At 66.6% G+C, this 22,725-nt stretch carries 25 protein-coding genes; 8 read left to right on the forward strand and 17 right to left on the reverse strand.

The annotated features are described in order from the left end of the window. Nucleotides 1-2 precede the first annotated feature (2 nt). From J2S32_RS11410 to J2S32_RS11420, 3 genes are all read right to left on the reverse strand, one after another. The gene (locus J2S32_RS11410; RefSeq protein ID WP_253521421.1) at nt 3-1,187 is read right to left on the reverse strand and encodes an acyl-CoA dehydrogenase family protein; all 1,185 of its coding nucleotides are present in this window, start codon (nt 1,185-1,187) and stop codon (nt 3-5) included. After that, entirely contained in the window at nt 1,180-1,449 is a 270-nt protein-coding gene (locus J2S32_RS11415; RefSeq protein ID WP_253521424.1) for a hypothetical protein, read from the reverse strand. The genes J2S32_RS11410 and J2S32_RS11415 overlap by 8 nt, the downstream gene beginning before the upstream one ends. 92 nt (nt 1,450-1,541) lie before the next feature. Then, nucleotides 1,542-1,832 carry a hypothetical protein gene (locus tag J2S32_RS11420; RefSeq protein ID WP_253521427.1) on the reverse strand — a complete coding sequence of 97 codons (291 nt, stop codon included), beginning with the start codon at nt 1,830-1,832 and terminating at the stop codon, nt 1,542-1,544. A gap of 116 nt (nt 1,833-1,948) precedes the next feature. Between J2S32_RS11420 and recQ the strand changes: the two genes are divergently transcribed. The 6 genes from recQ (at nt 1,949) to J2S32_RS11450 (ending at nt 7,185) form a co-directional block, all read left to right on the forward strand. Beyond that, nucleotides 1,949-3,718, forward strand: coding sequence for a DNA helicase RecQ (gene recQ, locus J2S32_RS11425; RefSeq protein WP_253521430.1), 1,770 nt, complete (start codon nt 1,949-1,951; stop codon nt 3,716-3,718). Between the two features lie 57 nt (nt 3,719-3,775). Then, entirely contained in the window at nt 3,776-4,690 is a 915-nt protein-coding gene (locus J2S32_RS11430; RefSeq protein ID WP_253521433.1) for an SPFH domain-containing protein, read from the forward strand. Between the two features lie 22 nt (nt 4,691-4,712). Next, nucleotides 4,713-4,904 carry a toxin-antitoxin system HicB family antitoxin gene (locus J2S32_RS11435; protein ID WP_253521436.1) on the forward strand — a complete coding sequence of 64 codons (192 nt, stop codon included), beginning with the start codon at nt 4,713-4,715 and terminating at the stop codon, nt 4,902-4,904. A 1-nt stretch (nt 4,905) separates the two neighbouring features. Continuing rightward, on the forward strand, nt 4,906-5,877 hold the full coding sequence (locus J2S32_RS11440) for an alpha/beta hydrolase (RefSeq protein ID WP_253521440.1): 972 nt from the start codon (nt 4,906-4,908) through the stop codon (nt 5,875-5,877). After that, nucleotides 5,874-6,137: a hypothetical protein gene (locus J2S32_RS11445; protein WP_253521442.1), complete on the forward strand. Its 264-nt coding sequence runs from the start codon at nt 5,874-5,876 to the stop codon at nt 6,135-6,137. The genes J2S32_RS11440 and J2S32_RS11445 overlap by 4 nt, the downstream gene beginning before the upstream one ends. Nucleotides 6,138-6,198: 61 nt before the next feature. Beyond that, complete coding sequence (locus J2S32_RS11450; protein ID WP_253521444.1) at nt 6,199-7,185, forward strand: right-handed parallel beta-helix repeat-containing protein; 987 nt, start codon at nt 6,199-6,201, stop codon at nt 7,183-7,185. Here the strand turns inward: J2S32_RS11450 and J2S32_RS11455 are convergent. From J2S32_RS11455 to xth, 3 genes are read right to left on the reverse strand one after another with little or no spacing between them, the layout of a single operon-like run. Beyond that, nucleotides 7,163-7,678: a GNAT family N-acetyltransferase gene (locus J2S32_RS11455; RefSeq protein WP_253521446.1), complete on the reverse strand. Its 516-nt coding sequence runs from the start codon at nt 7,676-7,678 to the stop codon at nt 7,163-7,165. The two genes, J2S32_RS11450 and J2S32_RS11455, sit on opposite strands and share 23 nt — an antisense overlap. After that, nucleotides 7,675-8,694: a GTP cyclohydrolase II gene (gene ribA / locus J2S32_RS11460; RefSeq protein WP_253521448.1), complete on the reverse strand. Its 1,020-nt coding sequence runs from the start codon at nt 8,692-8,694 to the stop codon at nt 7,675-7,677. The genes J2S32_RS11455 and ribA overlap by 4 nt, the downstream gene beginning before the upstream one ends. Nucleotides 8,695-8,729: 35 nt before the next feature. After that, the gene (gene xth / locus J2S32_RS11465; protein WP_253521450.1) at nt 8,730-9,521 is read right to left on the reverse strand and encodes an exodeoxyribonuclease III; all 792 of its coding nucleotides are present in this window, start codon (nt 9,519-9,521) and stop codon (nt 8,730-8,732) included. 91 nt (nt 9,522-9,612) lie between these two features. Here xth and J2S32_RS11470 point away from each other — a divergent pair, with 91 nt between their 5' ends. Then, a complete protein-coding gene (locus tag J2S32_RS11470; RefSeq protein ID WP_253521452.1) occupies nt 9,613-11,061 on the forward strand; it encodes an alkaline phosphatase in 1,449 nt (482 codons plus the stop codon). A gap of 243 nt (nt 11,062-11,304) precedes the next feature. On the opposite strand, the gene J2S32_RS11475 is transcribed toward J2S32_RS11470, so the two are convergent. From J2S32_RS11475 to pabB, 5 genes are all read right to left on the reverse strand, one after another. Beyond that, entirely contained in the window at nt 11,305-11,967 is a 663-nt protein-coding gene (locus J2S32_RS11475; protein WP_253521456.1) for a LolA family protein, read from the reverse strand. Between the two features lie 74 nt (nt 11,968-12,041). Further along, a complete protein-coding gene (rpmG, locus tag J2S32_RS11480) occupies nt 12,042-12,209 on the reverse strand; it encodes a 50S ribosomal protein L33 (RefSeq protein WP_050601641.1) in 168 nt (55 codons plus the stop codon). Nucleotides 12,210-12,326: 117 nt separating this feature from the next. Then, entirely contained in the window at nt 12,327-12,731 is a 405-nt protein-coding gene (gene arfB / locus J2S32_RS11485) for an alternative ribosome rescue aminoacyl-tRNA hydrolase ArfB (RefSeq protein ID WP_253521459.1), read from the reverse strand. Next, nucleotides 12,724-13,377 (reverse strand): RluA family pseudouridine synthase, encoded by a 654-nt coding sequence (locus J2S32_RS11490; RefSeq protein ID WP_253523088.1) that lies wholly within the window; start codon nt 13,375-13,377, stop codon nt 12,724-12,726. Before J2S32_RS11490 ends, arfB begins: the two co-directional genes overlap by 8 nt. Then, a complete protein-coding gene (gene pabB, locus J2S32_RS11495) occupies nt 13,377-15,188 on the reverse strand; it encodes an aminodeoxychorismate synthase component I (protein ID WP_253521462.1) in 1,812 nt (603 codons plus the stop codon). Before pabB ends, J2S32_RS11490 begins: the two co-directional genes overlap by 1 nt. 111 nt (nt 15,189-15,299) lie before the next feature. Here pabB and J2S32_RS11500 point away from each other — a divergent pair, with 111 nt between their 5' ends. After that, entirely contained in the window at nt 15,300-16,874 is a 1,575-nt protein-coding gene (locus tag J2S32_RS11500; protein WP_253521466.1) for a helicase HerA-like domain-containing protein, read from the forward strand. Here the strand turns inward: J2S32_RS11500 and J2S32_RS11505 are convergent. The 6 genes from J2S32_RS11505 to J2S32_RS11530 form a co-directional block, all read right to left on the reverse strand. Beyond that, the gene (locus J2S32_RS11505; protein ID WP_253521469.1) at nt 16,871-18,286 is read right to left on the reverse strand and encodes a sensor histidine kinase; all 1,416 of its coding nucleotides are present in this window, start codon (nt 18,284-18,286) and stop codon (nt 16,871-16,873) included. The two genes, J2S32_RS11500 and J2S32_RS11505, sit on opposite strands and share 4 nt — an antisense overlap. Further along, nucleotides 18,283-19,020: a response regulator gene (locus tag J2S32_RS11510; RefSeq protein ID WP_253521472.1), complete on the reverse strand. Its 738-nt coding sequence runs from the start codon at nt 19,018-19,020 to the stop codon at nt 18,283-18,285. The genes J2S32_RS11505 and J2S32_RS11510 overlap by 4 nt, the downstream gene beginning before the upstream one ends. 49 nt (nt 19,021-19,069) lie before the next feature. Further along, entirely contained in the window at nt 19,070-19,744 is a 675-nt protein-coding gene (locus J2S32_RS11515; protein WP_253521476.1) for an EF-hand domain-containing protein, read from the reverse strand. Between the two features lie 177 nt (nt 19,745-19,921). After that, entirely contained in the window at nt 19,922-20,320 is a 399-nt protein-coding gene (locus J2S32_RS11520) for a cupin (protein WP_253521479.1), read from the reverse strand. 1 nt (nt 20,321) lies between these two features. After that, nucleotides 20,322-20,717 carry a VOC family protein gene (locus J2S32_RS11525; protein ID WP_253521482.1) on the reverse strand — a complete coding sequence of 132 codons (396 nt, stop codon included), beginning with the start codon at nt 20,715-20,717 and terminating at the stop codon, nt 20,322-20,324. A 62-nt stretch (nt 20,718-20,779) separates the two neighbouring features. Beyond that, nucleotides 20,780-22,585: an aminopeptidase P family protein gene (locus tag J2S32_RS11530; protein WP_253521484.1), complete on the reverse strand. Its 1,806-nt coding sequence runs from the start codon at nt 22,583-22,585 to the stop codon at nt 20,780-20,782. Between the last annotated feature and the right edge of the window lie 140 nt (nt 22,586-22,725).

Below are 22,725 nucleotides of genomic sequence, written 5' to 3' on the forward strand. Positions count from 1 at the left end.
CGCTACAATCCCGCCGCGTAATCGCGCAGCATGTGCTTGGCGATCTGCAGCTGGAGGATCTGCGTCGTGCCCTCGTAAATGCGGTAGATGCGGGCATCGCGGAAGAAGCGTTCGGCATCGTATTCGGCGAGATAGCCCGCGCCGCCATAGATCTGCACTACGCGGTCGACCACGCGGCCGCACATTTCGGAGGCGAAGACCTTGAAGGCGGCGGCGTGCTTGACCGTGTTCTCGCCACGATCGACGCGCGCGGTGACATCGGCCATCATCGCCTCGGCAGCATAGATTTCGGTCCAGCTTTCGGACAGCATCTGCTGGATCAGCTGGAAATTGGCGATCGGTTCGCCGAATGCCTGCCGCTCATTGGCATATTTGAGCGCCGAATCGAGCGCGCGGCGCGCATAGCCGGTGCTGGCTGCGCCGACCGAGATACGGCCATTGTCGAGGCTCATCATGGCGAAGCGGAAGCCCTGTCCGGTCTGTTCGCCCAGTAGCGCATCGCCGGGGACATGCACGTCGTCGAGCATGATGTCGGAGATATGGCTGCCGGCCTGGCCCATCTTTTCGTCGGGGCTGCCGGTCGATACGCCCGGCGTATCCATCGGCACGATGAAAGCGCTGACATGCGCGTTCTTGGGCTGCGCGTCCTTTTCGGTGCGCGCCATGATCAGCCCGACCTCGGCATGCGGGGCATTGGTGATGTAGCGCTTGGTCCCGTTGAGGATCCAGCCATTGCCATCGGGATCGGGCTTGGCGGTGGTCGCCATGGCGGCGCTGTCGCTGCCCGAACCGGGCTCGGTCAGGCCGAAGCAGGCAATCGCGCCCCCGGCGATCCTGGGCCACCACTCGGCCTTCTGCGCGTCGGTCCCGCCATTCTTGATCGCCGAATTGAACATGCCGACATTGATCGAGAAGATCGAACGATAGGCGGGCGCGGCATAGGCCATGGTCTTCACGACCTGGGCATATTGCGTGATGTTCAGCCCGGCGCCGCCGAATTCTTCGGGGACGGTCAGGCCGAACAGACCCATGTCCTTCATCTCCGCGACGATCTCGTCGGGGATGCGGTCGTTGGCGATGACGTCCTTTTCCGCCGGGATCAGCCGCTCGCGGACATAGCGTTCGAGCTGTTCGAGAAACTGGTCGAAAGTCTCGGCATCCATGCCGGGGTGGACGGCGTCACTCATCGGGTAGCTCCATTTGCTCAGGGCCGCCCGATTCCTGCGGGGCTGCACCGGGGGGCATCTTGCCCGCGGGGGTCTCGGCGGATGCTTCGGGCGCGGGCGGAACCACGCCGTCGGGCAGGCGGCGCTGCTCGATCATCTCGGCGGCATCGTCGAGCGCTTCGGCCTCGCTTTGCGTCACCGCGCCGACCGGCTCGGTATCCTCCTCGTAGCCGGAACAGGCAGGCAGCGCGAACAGGGCGAGGAGCGGGATGAATCGGTTCATGGCTGCGGAAGCTAGGCGCACATACACCGCGCGCAAAGGACGCTACGGCGCGGCTGGGCGCGGGCGAGCCGCGAGGCCCGCCCGCTTGAGGCTCAGTTGCTGGCGTCTTGCGACATGGCGTCCATCGCCGCAGCGGCGGTGTCGGCCGCATTGTCGCCGGCTTCCTGGATCTGCGCGGTCTCGCTTGGGCTCAGATCGGGGGTCTCGGTGGCCACGTCATTGGCGGCGGGGTCTTCGACCGGCTCGGCTTCGACATCGGCCAGCGCATCGTCGGCGGCGATTTCGACGGTGTCGGCTTCGGCTTCGGTCGAGGCGTCTTCGGTGCTGCCGCAGGCGGCAAGAGCAAGCGTGGCGGCAGCGGTCAGGGCGATACGGAAGTTCATGGTTTCTCTACTCCGGTGATGGGTCGCGCGGGTAAAGCGCAACCGCGGGGCGCGGGGCAAGGGGAAAATCGCCCGCGACCGGTTGCGTGTGCCGTTCCTTCTGCCATCAGGCGGGCATGACCGGGATTGCGCACGCAGGACAATCGCTGAAGGAGACCTTCGGCTTCGATCGCTTCCGCGGGCGGCAGGAAGAAGTGGTCGCACGCGTACTGGCGGGCGATTCGACGCTGGCGGTGATGCCGACGGGGGCGGGCAAGTCGCTGACCTACCAGCTCCCCGCGGTCATGCTGCCCGGCACCTGCGTGGTGATCAGCCCGCTGATAGCGCTGATGCACGACCAGCTGCGCAGCGCGCGCGCCAACGGTATCCGCGCGGCGACGCTGACCAGCGCCGATGCCGACTGGCGCGAAACGCAGGACGCTTTCCGCGCCGGCGAGCTGGATCTGCTCTATGTCGCGCCCGAACGTGCCAGCCAGCCGGGTTTCCGCGACCTGCTGGGCACGGCGCCGCTGTGCCTGTTCGCGATCGACGAGGCGCATTGCGTGTCCGAATGGGGCCATGATTTCCGCCCCGATTACCGCATGCTGCGCGGCATGCTCGATGCTTTCCCCCAGGTTCCGCGGCTGGCGCTGACCGCCACCGCCGACAAGCAGACCCGCAGCGACGTGATGACGCAGCTGGGCATCCCCGATGACGGGCTGGTGCTGGCGGGATTCGACCGGCCCAATATCCGCTATGCCATTCGCCACCGCGACAATCCGGTGCGCCAGCTGACCGACCTGATGGCCGCCGCGCCGGGACCGGGGATCGTCTACGCCCCGACGCGGCGCAAGGTGGAGGATCTGGCGGACAAGCTGGCGGCGGCCACCGGGCGCGCGGTGCTGCCCTATCACGCGGGGCTCGATGCGGGGACGCGCGCTGCCAACCAGGCGGCTTTCGTTACCAGCGAGGATATGGTGATCGTCGCCACGGTCGCCTTCGGCATGGGGATCGACAAACCCGACGTGCGCTTCGTCGCGCATGTCGGCGTGCCCAAGTCGATCGAGGGCTATTACCAGGAAACCGGGCGCGCGGGGCGCGACGGCGATCCGGCCCAAGCGGTGATGTTCTGGGGCGCGGGCGATTTCGCCACTGCGCGCCAGCGGCTGGCCGAAGTCGACGAGGCGCGGCGCGGCGCGGAGCGTGCGCGGCTCGATGCGCTTGCCGGGCTGGTCGAGACCGCCGCCTGCCGCCGCGCGGTGCTGCTGCGCCATTTCGGCGAGGACCCGCCGCAGAGCTGCGGCAATTGCGACAATTGCCTCGAACAGCCGAGCGTGACCGATGTCACCGAACTGGCGCGCAAGCTGCTGTCGGCGGTATACCGCACGGGGCAGAGCTTCGGCATGGGCCATCTGCAAAAGGTGCTGACGGGGAGCGAGGACGAGCGCGTGCGCCAGCGCGGGCACGACCGGCTGAGCGTCTTCGGGATCGTCGAAGGCGAGGAAGCGGCTCTGCTCCAGCCACTGTCCCGGGCCCTGCAGGCGCGCGGCGATCTGGTCGCGACCGAACATGGCGGATTGGCGCTGGGCGGCTCGGCGCGCGCGATCCTGACCGGCGAAAGCGCGGTCGCGATCGTCGTCCCGCCCAAGCGCCAGCGGCGCCGCCGCGGCGATACGACTCCCAATCCGGTCGGCGATCCACTGTTCGAGGCGCTGCGCGCGCTGCGCAAGGAGCTCGCCGAAGAGGCGCAGGTGCCGCCCTATGTCGTCTTCCACGATTCGACGCTGCGCGAGATGGCCAGTGCGCGGCCCGCCACACTCGCCGCGCTGGGCCAGCTCCCCGGCATCGGGGCGAAGAAACTCGAAGCCTATGGCGAGCGCTTCCTGCGCGCGATCGACGACCATTGAACCCGGACCTCCAATGATATAATGATGATATCATAATTATTGGAGGAGCGATTCGTCATGACCGTCGAACTCAGGGGAATGAAGACGAGCAGCGAGCATGCAGGGTCCAGCTTCAGCGGCTATCCGATGCTGGGGCTGATCCTGGCCTTGCTGGTGCTGGTGATCTGGAACGTTGCCGGAAATGTGCCGATGGACGGCGCGGACAAGGCGGCCAAGCTCACCTTCGTCGGCCTGCTCGTCCTGCCCATCCTCGTGCTGGCGTTTCTCGCCGCCGGATTTTTCATGATCCAGCCCAACCAGGCCGCGGTGATCACGCTGTTCGGCGAATATCGCGGGACCGAACGGCGCGAGGGGCTGCGCTGGATCTGGCCGTGGATGACCAAGAACAAGCTGTCGGTGCGCGCGCACAACATCCATTCGGAGCGTGTGAAGATCAACGATTTGCGCGGCAATCCGATCGAGATCGCCTGCAATGTCGTGTGGCGCGTCGCCGATAGCGCGCAAGCCAGTTTCGATGTCGACGATTACAAGGAATTCGTGAACATCCAGATCGAGGCGGGGCTGCGCACGGTGGGTTCGCGCCATCCCTATGACGATTTCGAAGGCGAGGAAGTCACGCTGCGCGGTGGTGCGGATGTCATAAACCGCGAATTGCTCGAGGAACTCAACGACCGGCTGAAGGTCGCGGGGATCATCGTCGACGAAGCAGGCCTGACCCACCTCGCCTACGCCAGCGAGATTGCCAGCGCCATGCTCAAGCGCCAGCAGGCCGATGCCATCATTGCCGCACGGGCCAAGATCGTGCTCGGCGCGGTCGGCATGGTCGAGGATGCGCTGACCAAGCTGGCGCAGGACAATATCGTCGAGCTGGATGACGAACGGCGCGCGACGATGGTCAGCAATCTGATGGTGGTGCTGTGCGGCGAGAAGGACGTGCACCCCGTGATCAATGCGGGCTCGCTCTACCAGTAGGCATGCGTAGAGCCCCGATCCGATGACGAAGAAGGCTTTCGCCCTGCGCCTCGACCCGGCGGTCCACGCCGCGATCGAACGGCTTGCCGCGAGCGAATTGCGCAGTGCCAATGCGCAGATCGAGATGTTGCTGCGCGAATCGCTGGCAAAGCGCGGGATCGAGGTGCCGGTTTCGAAGCCGCCCAAGCGCGGCCGACCAAGGAAGGAGGAATAAGATGAAAGTGCTTCACTGGCTGAGCGCCGGGGGCCTGCTGGCCGCGCTGGGTGCCGCGCCCGCAGTGGCCCAGGAAACGCTGGTTGCCCCCGGGCCGCAAGGCGATCTCGCCGGAACGCTGGTTGCGCCCGCCGAAGGGCAGCCGCTGGTCCTGATCATCCCGGGGTCGGGCCCGACCGACCGCGATGGAAACAATCCGCTGGGAGTGACTGCGGCACCCTATCGCCTGCTCGCCGAGGCGCTGGCCGAGCGCGGCATTGGCACATTGCGGATCGACAAGCGCGGCATGTTCGCCAGCAAGGCGGCGGTGGCGGACGCCAATGCGGTCACGATCGCCGATTATGTCACCGACACTGCAAGCTGGGTTGGCGCGGCGCGCACTGCGACCGGGGCCGAGTGCCTCTGGCTGCTGGGGCATAGCGAGGGCGGGATCGTCGCGCTCGCTGCGGCGCAGGAGATATCGGATCTGTGCGGGATCATCCTCGTCGCTGTACCGGGCCGCCCGCTGGGCATGGTGCTGCGCGAGCAATTGCGCGCCAATCCCGCCAATGCGCCCTTGCTGGAGGATGCCGAGGCGGCGATCGCGACGCTGGAGACGGGCGAACGCGTCGATGTCACGCCGCTGCATCCTGCACTTCAGAGCCTCTTTGCGCCCGCAGTGCAGGGCTTTCTCATCGATCTGATGGCGCAGGATCCCGCAGCGCTGGCAAAGCAGACCGACCTGCCCATGCTGATCGTCCATGGCGGGACCGATCTGCAAGTCACTGCAACCGATGCCCAAATGTTTCGTGCGGCGGCCTCACAGGCCAAGTATTTCGAAATTCCGGCGATGAACCATGTGCTCAAGGACATTCCGGACGGCGCGCCCGCAGCGAACCGCGCAAGCTATGGCGACCCCTCGCTCCCTGTATCGCGCGCCTTGGTCGCGGGCGTGGCGGATTTCGTGACGCGCGATAGGGGAGCAAGCGAATGAGCGAGCGTGATGACGGGGCATGGTTCGCACCCAAACGCTTCGGCTATGGCGCAGGGCTGCCGATCGCCTGGCAGGGCTGGGCGTTGCTGGCCGGGTACATCGTGGTGATGCTCGCCCCCACCCCTCTCCTCGAATGGGATCCCATTCTCGGCACCGGCATTGCCGCAGCCGTCTGGATGTTCGCGACAGCGCTCGTCCTGGTCGTCGCACAGCGCAAGACGCGAGGCGGGTGGCGCTTGCGCATCGGCGAACGCGATTGACGCGAACAGCGCGATGGGCGGAGTTATTCCACTGTTAACCATCACGGCGTAGAAGAAAGCCATGGTTTCGCCATTCGTCTCTCCTGCTTCGCGCCTTCCGCGCTGGCTCCTTGCTGCGATCGCCGCGATGGCGGTCAGCGCGATCCCGCTGGCAGCGGTGCTGGCGCAGACCGGAGGATCGGCCAGCTTCACCGTCACCGAGACTGGCCGCGGCTATGGCTCGCTACAAGCCGCGGTCGATGCGATCGGCAATCGCGAGGGCACGGTGGTGATCGCTCCCGGCAATTGGAACGAGTGCGCGGTACAGAGCGAGGGCGTGGTTCATTTCCGTGCCGAACAGCCGGGCGAAGCGCTGCTGGGCGGCAAGGCATGCGAAGGCAAGGCATCGCTGGTGCTGCGCGGACGCGGGGCCAGCGTCGAAGGCCTGGTCTTTGCCGATATCGCGGTTGCCGATGGCAATGGCGCGGGCATCCGGCTGGAACAGGGGCCGCTGCGCGTTTCGCAAAGCTGGTTCCGTGACAGCCAGCAGGGCATTCTGACAACCAATGGTGTCGACAGCGAGCTGGTGGTCGACAAATCGACCTTCACCCGGCTGGGCACTTGCGAAAATTCGGGCGGCTGCGCCCATTCGATCTATGCCGGCGATTACGGCCGCGTCACGGTGACGCGCAGCCGGTTCGAACAGGGCACCGGCGGCCATTACCTCAAGTCGCGCGCGGCACGCAACGTGATCGAGGGCAACAGTTTCGACGATGCCAACGGGCACGGCACCAATTACCTGATCGACCTGCCCAATGGCGGGACCGGTGCGATCCGCGGAAACTGGTTCGTCCAGGGGCGCGACAAGGAAAACTGGTCGACGATGATTGCCATCGGCGCCGAAGGCGCGCGCTACGCGTCCGACGGGCTGGTCATTGCGGACAACGATGCGCGGATGGTCCCGGGGCTGTCGCGCAGCCCGGCCTTCATTGCCGACTGGACCAATGACGCGCTGGTGATCGAGAACAACAGGCTCGGCAGCAACGTCAGGCGCTTCGAGCGGCGCTGAACGCCGGAGCGAAGGTCACCGCGCCGCGCGGCGCGTCGCCTTCAAGCACCAATCGCTGGAAATAGCGGGGCTCCGCCCCGTCGTAGCGCAGCGCGGGATCGCATTCGAAACCGAAGCGCGCGTAATAGGCCGGGTCGCCGACCAGCACGATCCCGCGCCCGCCGCTTTCGCGCAGATCGGCAATGCCGCGCTTGATCAACGCCGAACCGATGCCCTGCCGCTGTAGTTCGGGCGAGACGCTGACCGGACCGAGCCCGAACCACCCCTCGCTGCCATCCGAGATGGTGACCGGCGAAAACGCGGCATGGGCGACGATCCGCGTCGCATCCTCGGCCACCAGCGACAGCGCCAGATCGCCATCGGCGCGCAGCCGGTCGACCAGCTCCTGCTCGTCGCCATCGGCATAGGGCATGTCCCGAAACGCCGCCTCGGTCAGCGCGACGATCGTCGGCGCATCGCCATCGCGCTCGGGCCGGATCGCGATTGCGGTCACAGCAAATGTCCCGACCGGTCGCGCTTGGTCGCGAGGTAATGCGCGTTGTGCGGGTTGTCGGGCAGCGCATGCGGCACGCGTTCGGCAATCGGTACGCCCACCGCGGCGAGCGCCGCGACCTTGGCGGGATTGTTCGTCATCAGCCGGATCTCCCCGACATTGAGCAGCTCCAGCATCCGCGCGGCAGTGGGAAAATCGCGCGCTTCATCGGGCAGGCCGAGCCGCGTATTGGCATCGACCGTGTCGAAGCCCTGATCCTGCAGGCGGTAGGCGCGCAGCTTGTTGATGATGCCGATCCCGCGGCCTTCCTGCCGCATGTACAGGAGTATGCCCCAGCCGTCCCTGTCCGCTTCCTGCGCCATCGCCTGCAGCGCGGCGGCGAGCTGCGGGCCGCAGTCGCATTTGAGGCTGCCGAGGATATCGCCCGTGAGGCATTCGGAGTGCAGCCGGACCAGCGGAATGCGGTCGGCCGATTGCTCGCCGATGATCAGCGCGACATGCTCGCGCGTGTCGTCGGGGCTGCGGAAGGCGACGATCCGCGCATCGTCGGCGGCGGCCACGGGCAGCCGCGCGCGCGAGGCGATCTGCAGCCGCGCGGCATCGGTAAAGGCGCCGACGTCGGCAGCTTTCAGCGCCACCGCTTCGCCGGCATTCTCGGGATCGACCAGAAAGGCGGGCAGCACGCCGGCGAGGCGGGCGAGGTCGAGCGCGGCGCGCGCCTGCTCCTCCCATTCGAGGGGCATGGCCTTAAACGGCCCCTTGAGCGGGTTGGCCATGTCGAGCGCAGGATCGGCGACCGCCAGCGCGGACGGCAGGTCGAACCGGTCGGCACCGCGCATCAGCACCGGCTGGCGCGGGGCGGCGGCTTCGATCTGGTTGGCCAGCTTGAGCGTCGCCGCGCGCGTGGCGGAGATCAGCATGGCCGATCCCGCTAGCTCGCCGAAGGCGGTTTCGACCGGTTGCAGCAGCGGGGCCCCTTCGATGGCGAGCGGCCAGCCGTGACGCAGCGCGTCCACCGCCTGCGCCGCGCGCCGTGAAGGGGAGGCCGTGCTCAGAGCGTGAACTCCGTCACCAGCGGCACATGGTCCGACGGCTTTTCCCAGTCGCGCGCATATTCGTGGATCGAATGGCCGGTGGCCTGCCGCGCGAGTTCGGGGCTGGCCCACATATGGTCGAGTCGGCGGCCGCGGTCGTTCACCTTCCAGTCCTTCGACCGGTAGCTCCACCAGCTGTAGTAGCGTTCGGGCGCCTTGACGTGTTCGCGCCCGATATCGCTCCAGCCGTGGGCGTCCATGAAGCGCTGCAGGCTCTCGACCTCGATCGGCGTGTGGCTGACGACCTTGAGCAATTGCTTGTGGTTCCACACGTCGCTTTCGAGCGGGGCGATGTTGAAATCGCCGACGATCAGCGTCGGGCGGTCGACCGCATCGGCCCAGCGGGTCATCCGCTCGAGGAAATCGAGTTTCTGGCCGAACTTGGCGTTGATCTCGCGATTCGGCTCGTCGCCGCCCGCCGGAACATAGACATTCTCGACGATCATCCCGTCATGCTCGGTCAGCTCGACCCCGACGTGGCGCGCCTCGCCATTGTCCTGCCAGTCGTGGCGGCTGAATTCCCTGAGCGGCGTTTTCGCCACCGTCGCGACGCCGTGGTAGCCCTTCTGCCCATGCACGGCGAAATGCTCGTATCCCAGCGCGCGGAACGCCTCGTAGGGGAACTGGTGCTCCTGGCACTTGATCTCCTGCAGGCACAGCACATCGGGCGCCTGCTCTTCGATGAAGCGCTCGACGATGGGCATGCGCAGGCGGACGGAATTGATGTTCCAGGTAGCGATAGAAACCATGGCCAGCGACTTAGGACGCGCGCCGGGAAAACTCCACCTTTCCCTTTTCGCATCGAGCCGATAGCGCGGGGGCGATTGCCAGGAGAGCTACATGATCCGGACCCCTTCCCTCGCCGCGCTGGCGGCATCCGCCGCGCTGTTGCTGGGTGGCTGCACCACCACCAACAATTACAACTATCCCGACAAGGCGCGCGCCGCCGCCCCTGCGCATGAAACGCAGGCCGCGGGCAAGGCGAAGAACGTCATCCTGCTCATCGGCGACGGCATGGGCATTTCCACCGTCACCGCCGCGCGCATCTATGCCGGCCAGAAGCAGGGGCAAAGCGGCGAGGAATACGTCCTGCCGTTCGAGACCTTCGACAATGTCGCGCTGGTCAAGACCTACAACACCGACGCGCAGGTCGCCGACAGCGCGGGCACGGCCAGCGCCATGCATACGGGTGTGAAAACCCGGATCGGCGTGCTCGGCTACGGGCCCGGCGTGACCACGGGCGACTGCGCTTCGGGCAGCGGGCACGAACTGGGCCTGCTGGGCGAAGAGGTGAAGCAGCGCGGACTGGCGCTGGGCATCGTCAGCACCGCGCGGCTCACGCATGCGACCCCCGCCTCGGTCTATGCGCGCAGCGTGTCGCGCGACTGGGAAGGCGATACCGCGATTCCCGAAGATCAGCGCGGACGCGGCTGCAGCGACATCGCGCAGCAATTGGTCGCCGCGCCGTTCGATGTCGCGCTGGGCGGCGGCAGCGTGGCATTCTTCGGCAAGCAGAACGGCGGGTTGCGGCTCGATGACGGCGCCGACCTGCCCGGCGACTGGCAGGCCGCCACCGGGGGCCATTTCGTCACCACCGCCGCCGATCTGGCCGCAGCTCCCGCCGATGCGCCGCTGCTCGGGCTCTTTTCGCCCAGCCACATGACCTACATGGTCGATCGCGACGCCGAGAGCAGCGAACCCACGCTGACCGACATGACCGCCGCGGCCGTTACCCGGCTGGCAGGCGACCCGGACGGCTTCTACCTGATGGTCGAAAGCGGGCGGATCGATCACGGCCACCACGCGGGGCAGGCGGGCTACGCGCTGGAGGAAGCAGTCGAGTTCGCGCGCGCAATCCAGTGGGCGATCGACAACACCGACCCGGCCGAAACGCTGATCATGGTCACGGCCGATCACAGCCATGTGTTCACCATCGCGGGCTATCCGCGGCGCGGCAACGATATCCTCGGCCTCGTCGTCCCGCCCGCCGGCGGGGGCGGGGACGACGCCGATCCGATGCTGGCCGCCGATGGCCAGCCCTACACCACGCTTGGCTATGCCAATGGTCCGGGGGCTGTGAAGCACGATGCGGGCGCCGGCCGACCGACCCCCGAAACCGGGGTGATGGCGCATCAGCAGGCGCTGGTCCCCCTGGGCTCGGAAACGCATGCGGGCGAGGATGTCGCGCTCTACGCCAATGGCCCGGGCGCGGGCAGCGTGCGCGGCGTGATGGAGCAGAACCTGATCTACGACGTGATCCGCAAGGCATACGGCTGGGACGCTGAATAGCCGCGCCATCGCGTCCCCCCATGCGAACAGCAAAAAACCCTCGCGCCGGGGGCATTGGCGCGAGGGTTTCCTGTGAGCGTTCGTCACGCTTGGAACGAGACGAACCAGATCGAGGGGGTCAACAGGGGGGAAACCCGCCTCGTGTCGTCTCGTGGATTAGAAATTAGGCCTCGCTCGATTGCTGTTCAATGAACGCCATGGAGCGGGATAACGCATAGATCGCACAATTCGCCGCGTGCCCGTTTATCCCGGACGACGGGACGAACGGCGCGGGTCGCGGAAAGTGAACGCGCTGTCCGCCACCGCCACGCCGTAACGCTGGTTCGCGAGTCGGACGGTGGTGCGATGGTTCTGCGAATCGAGCGCGACCCAGTGGGTCAGCCGCAGCCCGCCGGGCGATGCGGCATCGCGGGCGAAGATCAGCGTGATCACGCCAAACTCGGGCCGCTTGGTATCGCGTACTTCGACGCTGACGACATCGGGGTGGCTGGTCGGCACCAGCTTGCCGAAGCGCTTCACGTCGCGGCTCGGGTCGAGCAGCGCGCCAAGCGGCGAGTTCTCGATCGGCCAGCGCTGGACCTGGTTGACCTCGTAGTCGACCATATACATCGACTTGCCGTTCGAGACGACGAGCATGGGCACGCCCTTCTCGTATTCGAAGCGGATCTTGCCCGGCCGCTTGAGCGTCATCACCCCGCGGACGGTCTGGCCGCTGCGGTCGGTCTGGACGAAATCGGCCTTCATCGTGGAGATGCCGCGCAAGGCGGCAACGGCCTTGTCGAGATCGCCCTGGGCGGCGGCCACCGGGGCCGGCGCCAGGAGGGCGGATGCAGGAAGCGCCGCGGCCAGCGAAAGGGCTAGCGCGGCGCGAATCGATTTATGCTTTTGCAAAGACAAGGTGCTCATGCTCCTGCGGTTAGGGTCGGAGCATTGAACCATCGCTGAACCCCGCTCGTTCCCGCGGTTCAGCTGGTTGCGCATTACTTGATCTTGGCTTCCTTGAACTCGACGTGCTTGCGCGCGACGGGATCGTACTTGCGGAAGGTGAACTTCTCGGTGTGATTCCGGGGGTTCTTCTTGGTCACGTAATAGAAACCCGTGTCGGCGGTCGAGACGAGCTTGATCTTGACGGTTGCGGGCTTCGCCATGGCGTGTTCCTAAAGATCTGAAAGGGGCCGATGGGCCCCGAAAAAACAAGGGCGGCGCGCAGAGCACCGCCGTTCCGGCGCGCCCATTGGGCGATTCACCGGCAAAAGTCAAGCATCCTACCAGTCGACCCGGCCACGCTTGGACTTCACTTCGCCGCGCGCCTTCTTGGCCTTGAGACGCTTGACCTTGCCCACGCGATTGACGCGGCTCTGCTTGCGTTTGCGCGGCGGCGTGAGCGCTTCGGCAAGCAGCGCGACCAGCCGTTCGCGCGCCGCCTCGCGGTTCTGTTCCTGCGTGCGATATTCATTGGCGGTGAGCACGATTTCGCCGCCCTTGGTGAACTTGCTCCCGGCGATGTCCTTGAGGCGCTCGAACGATTCGGGATCCATGCCCAGCTGGAACACATCGACCCGCAACTGGACCGAGGTGGCGACCTTGTTGACGTTCTGCCCGCCGGGGCCCGAGGAGGCGATGAACTTCTCCTCGGCAATTTCGAGAGCCTTGTCGGCTATCCTACCCATCGCCGAAGCCGAGCGCGGTGAAATCGCGCGGGACGGGGGCAGTGGCGGCGATCGGCGGCTTGCCCTCGCGCGGGACGGTGATCGCTGCGGCATGCAGCATGGTGCGCGGGGCGCCCTTGCCGTCGCCATAGACCGGATCGCCCAGCAGCGGCAGGCCGAGCCCCGCCTCGCAATGCACGCGGATCTGGTGGGTGCGCCCGGTTTCGGGACGGAATTCGAGCAATGCGCGGCCATCGATCTCGGCGAGCACGCGCCAATGCGTGATCGAGGGCTTGCCCTTTTTCGCCGCGATCATGCGCCAGCCCTTTTCAGCGCTGCTGATCTTGGACAGCGACAGTTCGATCGTCCCTTCGCTTGCGTCCGGCACACCGGCCAGCACGCCAAGATAGCGCTTTTCGACCCGCCGCTCCTCGAAGGCGCGCGAAAACCGCGTCAGCGCCTTGGGATTGCGCGCCAGCAGCAGGCAGCCGCTGGTATCGGTATCGATCCGGTGCACCGGCACCGGCGCGCGCTGGAACCCCAGCTTGAGGTGCTCGAAATGGTCTTCGAGACACGCGCCGCCGCGCCGCGGGCGTTCGATCGGCAACCCGGAAGGCTTGTCGATCACCAGCGCCTCGCCGTCTTCGAAAAGGATCGGGATCTGCATCATGTCTTGAGTGTCGCTTTCATCAGAAGCCGCAGCGCATTGCCGAGGAAGAAGCCCTTGTCCAAATCCTCGATCCGCAGGTCCGCTTCGCGTACGCGGCCTTGCTCGATCAGGGTCCGGCGATAGACACCGGGCAGCAGGCCGAGGCGCGCGGGCGGGGTGAGCAGGCCGCCGTCGCCATCCTCGACGAAGATATTGGTCACGCAGCCCTCGGTCAGCAGCCCGTCTTCGCGCACGAACAGCGCCTCTTGCGCGCCGTGACTGTGCGCGACGCGCTGGGCATCCTCGTAAAAGCTGCGGTCGGTGGTCTTGTGCCGCAGCCGCCAGTCGCCCGGGTCGACCGGCAGCGGCAGGACGATGCAGCGCGCCGGATCGGGCCAGGCCTGCGGCAGGTCGCGCGCCTCGAGCGCGATCGCGCCCGAGCGGGACGCGAGCAAGCGCACCCGGCTGGGCCGCTCGAGCACAAAACACAGCGCATGCAGCTGGTTGCGCGCTTCGTGGCGGTCGAAGGAAAAGCCGAGTTCGGCGGCGCTGTCCTTCATCCGCTGGAGATGCATTTCGAGCTGGGCGATGCCCTTGTCGGGGGTGAAACGCATGGTTTCAATGAGGTCGAATTGCGCGGCGCGGCAAGCGGGCGAGGAACTGCGCGCAAAGGCCCCCTTGAGCAGCGCTTCGCGCCATTCGGTGCGCGGTTCGCTATCGGCGACGATCGCGCCGCCCACGCCCAGCACCGTCTTGCCGCGGCCGTTCTCGATCTCGGTCAGCCGCAAGGTGCGGATCGCCACGTTGAAGGCTGCATCGCCGCCTGCGCCGATCCGACCGATAGCCCCGCAATAGGCGCCGCGCGGATCGCGCTCGACCGCGTCGATCAATTCCATGGCGCGGATCTTGGGCGCACCCGTGATCGACCCGCAGGGGAACAGCGCCCGGACGAGATCGACCGCGCCTTCGCCCTGCCCAAGCCGGGCGCGGACCACGCTGACCATCTGGTGGACGGTGGGATAGCTCTCGATCGCGAAGGGTTCGTCCACCCGCACGCTGCCGGCTTCGGCGACGCGAGCGAGATCGTTGCGCATCAAATCGACGATCATCAGATTCTCGGCGCGGTCCTTGACCGAACCGGCGAGCTCCGCGGCCAGCGCTGCATCCGTCTCCGCATCGCTGCCCCGCGGGCGGGTGCCCTTCATCGGCTTGGCCTTGGCCTCGCCATCCTTGAGCGAGACGAACAATTCGGGACTGAGGCTGAGCAGCCAGTGCGAGCCGTGGAAAATCACGCCGCCATAGCCCGCCTGCGCCGCCGGACGTAGCGCGGCGTAAAGCCCCAGCGGATCGCCGGTGAAATTGCCCGCTAGCGGGAAGGTCAAATTGGCCTGGTAGATATCGCCCGCGCGGATCGCGTCCTGCAGCGCCCCGAAAGCCTGCGCATAGCCGCCCGGTGACAGCTGCGGCTCGAGCGGACCGACACTGCCGCCGCCTTGCGCATGCGCTGCCAGCCAGTCGGGCATGTCGGCGGCGGCGATCCGCGTCGGTGCATCGAACAGGCCGAGCCAGACCAGCGGCCCGGCGCCGCCGCTGCGCGCATCGGCCAGCGGGCGAAGCCGGTCTTCCAGCGCCAGTCCTGCCTCATAGGCGATAAAGCCCGCGAGTTCGCCGCCTGCCTGCCGCGCGGCTTCCGCCGCCGCGAGCACCTCAGCCACCTGTTCGGGGCGCTGGGCGATGAAGATTTCGCGCGGGTTCTCGAACAGCAGAGCATCCGCCGCGCCGCATTCGCGCGCATCGTCGAGCAGGACAAAGGGACGCTTTTCCGCCATCGGTGCCAGCCTTTACCGCAAGTGCTGCGCCTGTCGAGGGATAGCTTGACCGCACCCACAAGGCTGCGCCACACCGCAAGGGCGGGCAAACCATCGGGAGCGGGCAGCGCAATGAGCGAGATTTTCCTTGGACTGGGCGGAAATGGCGAGAACCAGTACTTGCGGCTCGACCAGGCCAATCGCCACGGTCTGATCGCCGGGGCGACGGGCACTGGCAAGACGGTGACGCTGCAGGGGCTGGCGGAAAGTTTCTCCGCCAATGGCGTCCCGGTCTTCGTTGCCGATGTGAAGGGCGATCTGGCGGGTATCTCGATGGCCGGTTCGCCGCAGTTCAAGCATGCCGCCAAGCTCGAAGCACGGGCGGCGGAACTGGGCTTGGAAGACTATGCTTATGCCGACAATGCCGCCGTTTTCTGGGATCTGTATGGCGAGCAGGGTTTCCCGATCCGCACCACCATTTCGGAAATGGGGCCGTTGCTGCTGGCGCGGTTGCTCGATCTCAACGAGACGCAGGAAGGTGTGCTCAACATCATCTTCCGCCATGCCGACGATGATGGACTGCTGCTGCTCGACCTTGGCGACCTGCAGTCCATGCTCGCCTATGCCTACGAGAACGCGAAGGAGCTTTCGGGCACTTACGGCAATGTGTCGAAGGCCAGCGTCGGCGCGATCCAGCGGCAGCTGCTCAGCTTCGAGAGCCAGGGCGCGGACATGTTTTTCGGCGAACCCGCGCTGGAGATCGACGATTTCCTCGCGCTCGACGACCAGGGCCGGGGCGTGATCAACGTGCTCGCCGCGGACAAGCTGATGCGCGGGCCCAAGCTGTACGCCACCTTCCTGCTGTGGTTGCTGGCCGAATTGTTCGAAAGCCTGCCCGAAGTGGGCGATCCCGAAAAACCCAGGCTGGTGTTCTTCTTCGACGAAGCGCACCTGCTGTTCGATGACGCGCCCGAAGCGCTCGAAGACAAGGTCGAACAGGTTGTGCGCCTGATCCGTTCGAAGGGCGTGGGCGTCTATTTCGTCACGCAGAACCCGATCGACATTCCCGAAAAGATCGCCGGCCAGCTGGGCAACCGCGTCCAGCATGCGCTGCGCGCCTTCACCCCGCGCGACCAGCGCGCGATCAAGGCGGCAGCGGAAACCTTCCGCATCAATCCCGAACTCGATGTCGCGCAGGCGATCACCGAACTGAAGGTGGGCGAGGCGCTGGTTTCCTCGCTCGACGAGGACGGGGCGCCGACGGTGGTCCAGCGGACGCTCATCAAACCGCCGCAATCGCGTCTTGGCCCGGTGACCGAGAAGGAGCGCAAGATCGTCAATTCGGTCAGCGCGCTCGACGGGAAATACGATGTCGCGGTCGATCGCGAGAGCGCCGAGGAAGTGCTCGCCGCCAAGGCAGTCGACGCGGCCGCGACCGCCAAGGAGGTCGAGGAGAAGGGCGAAACCGAAGTACGCAAGCGCAGCCGCAAGACCACTTCGCTATGGGAAAAGGCGGGCAAGGCCGCCGCGGGGGCTGCCGCGAGCAGCGCCGCCTCGCTCATCGCGGCCAAGGTGCTGGGCAAGAAAAGCCGCGCCAATCCGGCACGGTCGGCTGCGACTTCGGCCGCCGGGTCGATCGCGACCGAGTTTGGCGGCAGTATCGCGGGCCGCTTCGTCCGCAATCTGGTCGGCGGGTTGATGCGCTAGGTCGGAATGCGGATTTCGGCGCGCAAACCGCCTTCGGGACGGTTGGCGAGCGTCAACGTCCCGCCATGCTGTTCGGCCACCGCGCGCGCCAGCGTCAGACCCAGCCCGGAACCGCCGGTTTCACGATTGCGGCTCGCCTCGCCTCGGGTGAAGGGCTCGAGCATTTCGTGAATGCGGTCCTCGGGAATGCCGGGGCCTTCGTCCTCGACTCGTAGCACGGCCATGCCGTTCTCGCGCAGCACGCTGACATGTGCGGTGCCGGCATAGCGCAGCGCATTGGTGACGAGATTGCGCAGGCCCCGCTTGAGCCATGTGAGATGCACCGGGGCGGCGATGCGCGCGCCGCCGGCAAGCGTGACCGGCTGGCCCAAATCCTCGAATTCCTCGATCACCGACGCGGCCAGCGCGCCGAGCTCGGTCATTTCGGGCGGCGCATCGCTGCGTCCGATCCGCGCGAGCGAAAGGATTTCGTCGAGCGTGCGGGTGATATCCTCGATCGTCGCCGCCATCTTGTGCCGCGCGCCTTCATCCTCGACGCTTTCGATGCGCACCCGAAGCGCGGCGAGCGGGGTTTTCAGATCATGCCCGATGGCGCCGAGCATGACGTCCTTTTCGTCGAGCATCGAACCGATCCGTCCCTGCATCGCATTATGCGCTTCGATCAGTCGGCGGACATCCTGCGGGCCGCTGGGCACCAGCGGTTCCTCGGGCGCGCCCGCGCTGCCGAACCGCCGGGTGCGGTCGGCCAGCGCGGCGAGCGGGCGGGTGATCCGGCGCAGCACGAAATAGAGCAGGCCGACGAGCACCAGGAACAGGATCAGCGTCTGGAGAACGAGGGTGCGGACGATCCCGCGATCGGGGGGTGGCACTGCGAGGCGGGCGACCTGCCAGCCATCGGTGCCCGCCTGCCGCAGGCCGACGACCAGCAATTCATGCGGCGCGGTGCGCAGGCGCTGGTCCCATACGGGGTGGGTCTGCTCCAGCTGGCCGACGAGCGGATCCGACTTCAGCGAGCGGTCGGTGACGACGATTTCGGCCACTTCGAGGCCCTGGCGTTCAAGCTGGCGCGTGATCGCGGCCTCGCGCGCCGAATTGCGTTCTTCGCCGGAGAGCAGCGGGCTGGTCTCGCTTTGCGAGAAACGAATGCTGCGCGGCAAGCGGATGAACGGTTCGTCCTCGACGGGGCCGGGCCGGCCCGATGGCGGACGCGCGCGCCGGCGCCGTTCGTCGCGCAGGTCGCGGCGCTGGCCGACGAGGAGCTGGAAGCTCGCAGCGCTGGTCACGGCAAGCTCGCGCCGCTCGGAAGCCGCGCGGTAGAGCATGGTCGCCGAGATTGCCTGCGCGATCAGCAGCGCAGCGGCCAGCGCCAGCATGACCTGGCCGAGCAGGCTACGGGGCAGGAAACGCGTCATGCGCTGTCGTCGCGCGCCACGCGCGTGACCTCGGCACCGAAGCGATAGCCGCCGCCGCGTACGGTCTGGATGAAATGCGGATTGCGGCTGTCGGTTTCGATCTTGCGCCTTAGCCGGCTGATCTGGTTGTCGACCGCGCGGTCGAATAGCTGCGCCTCGCGCCCCTGCACCATATCGAGCAACCGGTCGCGGTCGAGGACCTGCCGCGGATGATCGCAAAAGGCGCGCAGCATGCGGAACTCGGCGGTCGAGAGCGGCACCAGCGCATTGTCGGGGTCGGTCAGGCGGCGTTTGAGGGGATCGAGCTGCCAGTCTTCGAACCGATAGAGCAATTCCTCGTCGGCCACGGCGGCCGGCCGTTCGGCACGGCGCAGCACCGAGCGGATGCGCGCCACCAGTTCGCGTGGTTCGAAAGGCTTGGTGACATAATCGTCGGCACCAATTTCCAGGCCGATGATCCGGTCCATGGCTTCGCCCTTGGCGGTCAGCAGGATCGTCGGCAGGCCGCGGCTTTCGACCAGGTGGCGGCACAGCGACAGCCCGTCTTCTCCGGGCATCATGATGTCGAGCAGCGCGAGGTCGGGCAGGTCCTGCGCCAGCAGCGTGCGCGCCTGCGCGGCGCTGTCCGCCTCGCGCACGACGAACCCCTGGCGGGTAAGATACTCCGCCAGGGGTTCGCGCAGGCTGCTTTCGTCATCGACGAGCAGGATGGAAGTGGGCGCGGGTTCGGTCATAGGTAATCCAATCCCGCGCCTACCGCCCGGTGGTCCCTGCGATCAACCGTTACTGGCCGCGGCGCTCGCCCCGCTTGGCACGGCGTTCGCCCTTCTGTGCCTCGCGTTCCTCGGCTGAGATCGCGCCGTCGCCATTGGTATCGAGCTTGGCGAAGCGGGCCTGAACCGAAGCATCGAATTCGGCGCGGCTGATCGCCTGGTCGCCATTGGTATCGGCGGTCATGTGCATGCCGCCGCGCTTTCCGTCACGGCCACCACGTTTGCCGCGTTCGCCGCGGGCTTCGTGCATTGCGGCCAGTTCGGCTTGCGAGAGGCCGCCCGACTGGTCGGTATCGGCCTTGGCGAAATGCTCGGCCATGCGGGCGCTGCGATCACCGCCGCGCCGGCCGCGACGGTCCGCGCGATCGCCGCGTTCGGGCCGATTCGCCTTGCGGGCTTCATGCGCAGCCTTCATTTCGGCTGCGGTCAGTTCGCCATTACCATCGGTGTCCGCCTGGGCGAACATTTCGGCGCCCACTGCCGCACGGTCGTCGGCATTGAGCACACCATCGCCATTGGCATCCATACGGGCGAAGCGCTGAGCGCTGGTGGCCTGCATTTCGGCCAGCGTGATGCGGCCATCGCCATCGGTGTCGGGATTTTCCCCGCCACGGTGCTGCGCGATTGCAGCAGTGCCGGTCAGCGCCAGCACGGCAGCGGAGAGAGTGAGGAAGGTCTTGTTCATGGGTTATCTCCAAAAGTGGAGAGCTGCGACGGACCAGGGGTCTGAGGGGAGGGACGTATTCGCCCGCCGCAGCTCGTATTCCCGTTCTAGGCCCGCAATGTCGCAGCAATATCCCGAACATGGCCTGAATTGTAACGGATTGCATCGGCGCGGCGTACCTGTTCATCGCGCTGCAAGTCAGCGGGGCCGGTGCCGGGTGCCCTCGCCCGCGGTGATGAATATGGCGGTGGCTTCGCTATCGATATCGGCAATATGCCACACGCCCGCGGGGTTGATGGCATATTCCCCCGCCGCGAGTGAGGTGGTTTCGCGCCGCCCGTCCGGGAATTCCTGCGTCACCACCATCGTGCCCGCGGTGCAGATCACCACTTCCTCGCCCAGCGGGTGCATTTCCCAGCTTGGCCAGCTTTCGGTAAAATGGTGCTGGCTGACCAGCCGCCCCTCGCGCCCGTCGGCCGCATGCCGCTCGCCATAGGCTTCATACCATTCGAGCCCGTTGAAGGGCGGCTGCGGCACCGCCGTCGCGCCCAGACCCAGATGGATGAAACTGTCGGCGACACGGTGCGGCCGGGCCATGTCAGGCCACCTTGTCCATCAGGAAAGCGTTGAGCTTGTTGCCATCGGGATCGCGGAAATAGGCCGCATAGAAGACCATGCCGTTGGCGTCGGGTTCGCCCCGCGGGCCCGGTTCACCTTCGCTGGTGCCGCCGTTGGCCAACGCGATGTCGTACAGCCGCTGCACCTGATCGCGGTCCTGCGCCTGCAGGGCCACCATGGTGCCATTGCCGACGGTCGCCGCTTCGCCATCGAATGGCTTGGTCGCAGCGATACCCGCCGCGCCGTCCATATTGCCCCAGGCAATGAAGCTGTCGAAATCCATCATCCGCCCCACGCCCAGTTCGGCCGCGATGGGATCGTAGAACCGAGCCGCCTGCTCGAGATCGTTGGTCCCCAGTGTCACATATCCGATCATCTGCATTCTCCTTGTCGAAAACGACTCGCGACCGGCGGAACATTAGGGGAACATGATCTGGCCTACAAGGGCGCGCATTGCTCCTCGAGCCAGGCGAGATCATCGCCCTCGAGCTGCGGGGCAAGCGTAGCGTAGACCGCGGTGTGATAGTCGTTCCACCAGCCGATTTCGGCCTCGCTGAGCAGCGCGGGGTCGACCAGCGTCCGGTCGAGCGGAACCATCGTCAGCGTTTCGAAGCCGAGATACTTGCCCTCGCTGTCCGCAAGGCCCGCATCGACCACCAGCACGAGGTTCTCGATTCGGATGCCGTATTCGCCGGGCTTGTAGTAACCGGGCTCGTTCGACAGGATCATCCCCTCGCGCAGCGGGGTTTCGGTGCCGGGGAAGGCGCCGCCCGGCTTGCTGATCCGCTGCGGGCCCTCGTGGACCGAGAGGAAGCTGCCGACGCCGTGACCGGTGCCGTGGCCGTAATCGACCCCGCCGTTCCACAGATGCATCCGGGCCAGCGCGTCGAGCGCGCCGCCCGTGGTGCGATCGGGGAATTTCTGCATGTCGAGCTGGATATGGCCTTTGAGCACGCGCGTGTTGCGCTCGACCATCTCGGCGCTGGGCTCGCCCGGGCCGATCCACACGGTACGGGTGATGTCGGTGGTGCCGTCGAGATACTGGCCGCCCGAATCGACGAGGTAGATCGACGAGGGCGGGATCGGGATATTGCTGTCTTCATCGACCTTGTAATGCGGCAGCGCGGCATGGCCCGCTGCGGCACTGATCGTGTCGAAGCTCGCATCCTTGAGCAGGCCGCCCGCTTCGCGGAATTCGCGCAGCTTGGCCGCCGCGGCGAGCTCGTCGACGCCGCCCTTGGGCGCTTCGATGCCGAGCCAGCGCAGGAACCGCGCCACGGCGGCACCATCGCGCGACTGGGCATCGCGGTGGCCCTGCTGTTCGGCCGGGTTCTTGATCGCCTTGGGCAGCACGGTCGGATCGTCGGTGCGCACCACGCTGGCGCCGCCCTGTTCCAGCGCGTGGAAGATGCCTGCCACCGCATGGTTCGGATCGACCGCGACCCGCTTGCCGTCCAGCGCCTCGAGCGCGGGTACGAATTCCGCGCGGTCGCGCACCGTCACCGCATTGCCGAGATGCTGGGTGAGTTCGGGCGTGACCTTGTCGGGCGCGATGAACAGTTCGGCGGTGCCATCGGCATGCGCCAGGACATAGGACAGCGCGACCGGAGTGTTGTCGACATCGCTGCCGCGCATGTTCAGCAGCCACGCGACCGAATCGAGCGCGCTGACGACGGTCGCGTCATACCCTTCCTGCTTGAGCCAGTCGGCCACTTCGGAACGCTTGTCGGCGCTCGACCGTCCGGCATGCTCGTCGCCATGCGGGACCGCTGCGGCCAGCGAGGCCTGCGGACGGTCGTCCCAGATCGCATCGATCGGATTGCCGTCCACCGGGACCAGTTCGATGCCCTTGCGTGCGAACGCGGCTTCGGCCTCCTCGGCCCAGCCGATCCCGTGCAGCCATGCGTCATAGCCGATCTTTGCCCCCTCGGGCGCGTGCTCGGCGATCCATTTGGCGGGCGATGTGGCGGGCACATCCTCGTAATCGTACAGCGCCCCGCTGACCTGCTCGCGCACCTGGACGGTATAGCGCCCGTCGGTGAACATCGCTGCGCGGTCCTGCAGCACGGCGGCACTTCCGGCGCTGCCGCCGAAACCGGTCAGCCAGTTGAGCCGCTGGGCATAGGAGCCGACATATTCGCTCATATGCTCGTCCGAGATGGGAATGACGAAGCCGTCGAGGCCGCGGCGGGCCAGTTCCTTGCGCAATCCGTCGAGACGGGCTTCATGGGTCTGCATCAGCATCGAGAAATCCTTTCCTTCGCGCCGGTCGCGCTGGGGAGCGACTCGGTGCTTGCGGCGCGTGGCGCAGCCGCATAATCACTCCCCCGTCATAGTCATCCGCGGCGCTCCTTTCCAGTTTTGCGCCGCCCGGGGGAGGACCA

The sequence above is a fragment of the Qipengyuania citrea genome (assembly GCF_024171405.1).
GTDB classification, from domain to species: domain Bacteria; phylum Pseudomonadota; class Alphaproteobacteria; order Sphingomonadales; family Sphingomonadaceae; genus Qipengyuania; species Qipengyuania profunda.